The organism is Lacticaseibacillus mingshuiensis (assembly GCF_016861785.1).
Lineage (GTDB): Bacteria > Bacillota > Bacilli > Lactobacillales > Lactobacillaceae > Lacticaseibacillus > Lacticaseibacillus mingshuiensis.
In genome coordinates this window covers 1-4,927 of sequence record NZ_BOLS01000039.1, presented here as the reverse complement: position 1 = coordinate 4,927, position 4,927 = coordinate 1, and the positions used below count along the sequence as shown (strand labels likewise).

General features: G+C 45.8%; 5 protein-coding genes. 2 read left to right on the top strand and 3 right to left on the bottom strand.

Going from position 1 to position 4,927, the window contains the following annotated elements; genetic code table 11:
• Positions 1-326 (top strand): prealbumin-like fold domain-containing protein (locus JUE67_RS12435; RefSeq protein ID WP_203637185.1); only part of this gene is annotated, 326 nt, incomplete at its 5' end.
• A 408-nt stretch (positions 327-734) separates the two neighbouring features.
• Here JUE67_RS12435 and JUE67_RS12430 read toward each other — a convergent pair.
• Positions 735-1,976 (bottom strand): ISL3 family transposase, encoded by a 1,242-nt coding sequence (locus tag JUE67_RS12430; RefSeq protein ID WP_203628625.1) that lies wholly within the window; start codon positions 1,974-1,976, stop codon positions 735-737.
• A 274-nt stretch (positions 1,977-2,250) separates the two neighbouring features.
• Positions 2,251-2,499 (bottom strand): transposase domain-containing protein, encoded by a 249-nt coding sequence (locus JUE67_RS12425; RefSeq protein ID WP_225877967.1) that lies wholly within the window; start codon positions 2,497-2,499, stop codon positions 2,251-2,253.
• Positions 2,500-2,658: 159 nt separating this feature from the next.
• Between JUE67_RS12425 and JUE67_RS12420 the strand changes: the two genes are divergently transcribed.
• Entirely contained in the window at positions 2,659-4,077 is a 1,419-nt protein-coding gene (locus JUE67_RS12420) for an IS5 family transposase (RefSeq protein WP_203628624.1), read from the top strand.
• On the opposite strand, the gene tnpC is transcribed toward JUE67_RS12420, so the two are convergent.
• Positions 4,049-4,927 (bottom strand): IS66 family transposase (gene tnpC, locus JUE67_RS12415; protein ID WP_203628623.1); only part of this gene is annotated, 879 nt, incomplete at its 5' end. The two genes, JUE67_RS12420 and tnpC, sit on opposite strands and share 29 nt — an antisense overlap.

Genomic DNA, 4,927 nt, shown 5'->3' with positions numbered 1-4,927 from the left:
ATGCCAAGGGTCAGATTAAAGTTGATGACCTGAAGCCAGGCGACTACTACTTTGTTGAAACTGCTGCCCCTGCTGGTTATGAATTGAATGATGGTAAGCTTTCATTTACTATCGACCTACAAGTTAGTGGCAAACAGTCTGTAGTTACGGCTAAGAATTTTAAGAAGAGTTCATCACAAAGTAACAACGATAAGCACAAAGGCGACCAAAACATGCCTGCTACAGGAGATGGCAATAGTTTAGTAACGACACTGATGGGAGTGGCTTTGTTGCTCAGTATGTTCACCTACAGTCTTTTCAATCTTTACAGACGAGAACGCCAGTAGAGATAGAAAATAAGGGCCTCTGGTGCTGAAGGATTGTTTTAGTGAAGTAAAAGAACTGCGACTCAAATTTTTAGAGCGTCAGTAAACCGCTAACAATTAGTAATCACCTAATATTCGACCATACGAAGGAACCCCACAAACTTGTTTTTTGAGATTGTGGCTCTTCGTCAAGTAGAGTTGATAATTTTTTTATGAAGCACTTGGGCCTTAACTGGTCTAGGTGCTTTTCTGGCTCTGTGTCAAATGGTGTTGATTAATAGTTTTTATCTTTTGAAAGGTCCACTCTTCGGAGTGGATTTTTTGTTATTGAACCGAAAAATATCGTCTGTGAAGCCAGATGGCCACAATTATGCTTTGTAACACTGTTTTTGGGTATACTGCTCCCCGGGGTGTCGGACACTGACTTTGCTAAGCAATCAGTTGGTAGATCCGTTCAAACATCCGCTCTTGATTGGCGAATCCATAACAGCTACGCTTTAGCGCTTTGATCTTACGATTGATGCCTTCTAGCGGGCCATTTGAAAGCCTGGTTTGCGAAGCATTCAAAACCCCTTTGAGGTTTTTCCTTAGTGTGGCAATGGCGATGTCCATTGGCTCACCGCACGACCTGTAGGTCTTGATGAGGTTACTCAGGCGCTCTGTTTGTGAATTAAGTAAAGCATCGTGAATGTCGATATAGGTCTCATAAGCATTGTGTAAGTTTGGGAAAGGCGTGATGCCAATATCGATGAGTTCTTGGTCGGTCAGGCTTTCGTTTATGCCGAAGCGGTAATGTTTAGTTTTGGCGTCTGGATCGGCTTTATGGTAGATTTTCCAGTTTGGTTTTAACGCCTTGTACACTTGAGAATGTTTATCCTTGATTTGCCGTAGCGCTTGAACGCGCATCTGGTCCATCGCTCGACCTAGCAGTTGAATGATATGGAAACGGTCGATGACAATCTCGGCGTTAGGGAAGAGCTCGTGAACAAAGTTCTGATACGCAGCGTTCATATCCATACAGATATGCTTCACCTTCGCTCTTTCGTCTCTAGAGTAGTTTTCCTCGAAGAATTTTTTGATGGTGTCTGAGAGCCGATCACCAAGCACAGTCACACGTTTGTGTGTATCAGCGTCGATACAGATAAAGGCCATTTGTGAGTGAGTTGAGCGAAACTCATCGAAACAAAGGTTGGTTGGGAGATAGTTGAGCGGTCGCGGATTGATATTATCATCAAGGATGCGTCCAACGGTCGTGGTCGAAATGCCAGTGATTGAGGCAATGCTCTTACTAGTAGTCGATTTCATTGCGAGCTTTAAGGCGTACTCAACTAGGCCATTTGAGATTGAATACTTGGGCTTAACTACCGAGGTGGTGGCAGTCAGAGTGGATTTACAATTACCGCAGCGCCAACGCTGCTTATCGAGCGCTAGGAGTACTGGCCGGTCTGTTGGGCCATTAACGTGAATATGAGTACGAATGTGCCCATTGCGCCGCAATGTCGACATTCCACAATAGGGACAACGTTCCAGAAAGTAAGTTAGTTCTGCGTGAATGACCTGATACCTCTTGCGACCTTGACCGCGGCCGCGGTATTCATCTCTCACATCAGAAACATGGATATTTGTATCTGTAATTCCGAGCAATTTAAGCGTACTATCAATGTTGGACACCTGTTCATTACCTCGCTTTGTTTGGGTTTGGTCGCTTAAAGCATAGCACCGGGGAGACCAGGTGTCTTTTTGTTATCTAAAAAGGGTCTAGCATCTCCAGTGTTGATTACTACCAACACCAAAAATTCTAGACCCGCTTTTCTTATGCCCTTTCATTCGTAAGCACCCAATAACTGACCGCATATGAATCCCGCTCGTAAGGTAGGCACCTAGTAATCGACCGCTGAAATAGGCCCGCAATCTCGTCTTTTGAGATTGCGGGCCTTCGTATTCTTTAAACGATTGATTCTACGTTTGAACTGTTAGTCTTTAAATTCCATGGCAAACACGCCTCCAACGATTCCGTTTTTGCGAATGTTGGTAGCTGTGAGACAATCTCTAACAGTTGTGTGATGTAGTTCCGCGGATCGATCCCATTGGCTTTCGCGGTTTCAACCACGGTCATCCAGATGGCGTTGGCTTCGGCACCTTTTGGACTAGTGCTAAACAGCCAGTTTTTCCGGCCAATCACATAACTCTTCATGTTGCGCTCAGAAGCGTTATTACTTAGTGGCTGTTCAAAAACGTGTAGCGTTTGATACTAGTGATTTTAGGTCATTAATGTCATATAATAAATGCATACGAAATCCTGGTTTTCAGACATTTCCCGTGCATTCACGAAATTCACTCAGAGGTTTTATCCATGGTTTATCGTCAAAGTCCCCACCAACTCTCTTTTGAATCCTTTGGTTGCGGTCTGAGTACACCGCTCAGTCCAAATAATGAGTGGGTTCGCTTAGCCGATATTTTTCCGTGGAAAGAACTCGATGAGGCATACCAATTGGAGTTTTCCAAGAAAAGTACTGGGCGAGCGGCCAAGCCATTTCGGATGCTTTATGGCGCTGGACTGACTCAGAATCGAATGAAACTAACCGATCGCGGTGTGGTCGACGCAATTCGAGATACGCCGGCTTATCAGTATTTCATCGGGCTCTCGGAATATCGTGCAGAGAAGCCCTTCGCATACACCAGCTTGTGTACCTTCCGTAAACGGATTGCGGATATCTCTGAACTGGTCAGAAACATTATCAATGATTGGCTTCGTGCCAAGATCGAAGCGGTGGTGCCATTCAAAGTTGACGTCATGATCACGGATGCCACAGCGATTCCGGTGAAGATCCGCTATCCCCAAGATACCTCGCTGCTCAATCAAGCCCGCCAGAATCTTGAAGACATGGCCATTGACATGGCGCATCAACTGAATGTCCCTAATCCACGCATGTATAAGCGTGAAGCTAAACAAGTTTGGACGGCTTTCTCACGCCATCCAAAGAGCCAAAAGCAATCCGTTCACAAGCAAGTTAAAGCGCAACTTCAATACGTCCGTCGCGACTTGCGCTACATCAATGAATTCATTGATGCAGGGGCAATCTTAACCGCCAAACAAGCAGTACGCTTGGGTGTCATCCGAATCTTGTTTGACCAACAGTGGCACATGTTTACACACAAGATTCACCATGTCGCAGACCGCATTATTAGTCTCCAACAGCCTTATATTCGACCGATCCAGCGCGGTAAGGCGAAAGCTAAAGTTGAGTTTGGTGCCAAAATCGACGCTTCATTAAGCGAAGGTATCGTTGATATTGAGCGCTTTGAATTCAGTGCTTTAAATGAAAGTAAGGACTTTGAAGCGACCTTGGATCATTACTTTGATTTGCATGGCCATTACCCAGATGAGGTATTGGCGGATACACTTTACCGCAACCGCGACAATCGCAAGTTGTGTAAAGATCTAGGTATCATGATCTGTGGCCCAAAACTGGGCGCAAAACCAAAACACGTTGATGCCAAGAAACGTCGCCAGGATACGGACGCAGAGAATCGACGCGGTGCCATTGAACGCCGATTTGCCTTTCTCAAAGGGTCAGTAGGCTTGGACTTAGTCAATACCCGAACAGCTGAGTCATTGGCCGTTAAAATCGATCAGGCAATGGTATTAAGCAATGCGCTGACATTCTTGAGAGTGTTTGCTATACCAATTTTAATTTCAACCACGAACGAAGGGCGAACCTATCGTTTCCGGTACAAATTTACTACCAGCACCAAGAATATGGTGGCCTAGTTGAACAGCCACTACTTAAATCGATTTCCCCAAATTCTAGGACGCGATTTAATGCGACACGTTGCCCCTGCGCATACGCCAATGCTTTACCTAGACGATCTTTTGGTAAAGTCTCGACATGATCACACCACTCCCAAAAGTGCTCGATCAACGGTTTAAGCACCACTTGACGCTTTTCCAGGGGTGATGCGCTATCTAAGCCTGCCCAATTCCGTTCGAGTTCAAACATCTGATTGAGTAGCTTCAAGCCCAGCGTCATCTTCTTAGTGTTCTTGAAATTATCGAAGAACTTACGCCGTACATGCGCCCAACAACCAACGCGAGTGATTGAATCACCCAGAAGATTGTAGCCGGCGTAGTCGTCGCATTGTAGGACACCAGGAAAGCCACTGTATAAGTTCTGAGCGAATTTCCCGGAGCGAGTATTCGCATAGGCATACATGACGACTGGCGTTTCGCACCGCGTGATACTACGGGCTACCCAAATATACGACTTGCTCTGCGCCGACTTGCCAGGCTCTTGAAGTACCTGATAAGGGGTCTCATCGCCTTGGAGAAAACCTTGGCTCATCAAGTGGCTACGCATCAGGTCATAAACTGGCTTCACTAACTCGGCACACTTGATGACCCAATTTGAGATTGTGGTCTCACTTAATAAGACGCCTGCACGCTGCCAATCCTTTAATTGGCGATAGAGCGGTGTCCCGAGAATGCATTTTTGATGCAAAATCGACGCGATCAACGAAGGCGTCGCAATGCTGTGGGCAATTAATGCCTTCGGCGCGTTACCACGATAGATATGACTACATCCATCTTCAAGTTCGCAAGTCGAGCACTTGTAGGTCTTCTC

What these genes read in the sequence shown, in the direction of transcription:
- JUE67_RS12425 (WP_225877967.1), bottom strand. Translation starts at nt 2,499, where the DNA reads ATGAAGAGTTATGTGATTGGCCGGAAAAACTGGCTGTTTAGCACTAGT.
- JUE67_RS12420 (WP_203628624.1), top strand. Translation starts at nt 2,659, where the DNA reads ATGGTTTATCGTCAAAGTCCCCACCAACTCTCTTTTGAATCCTTTGGT.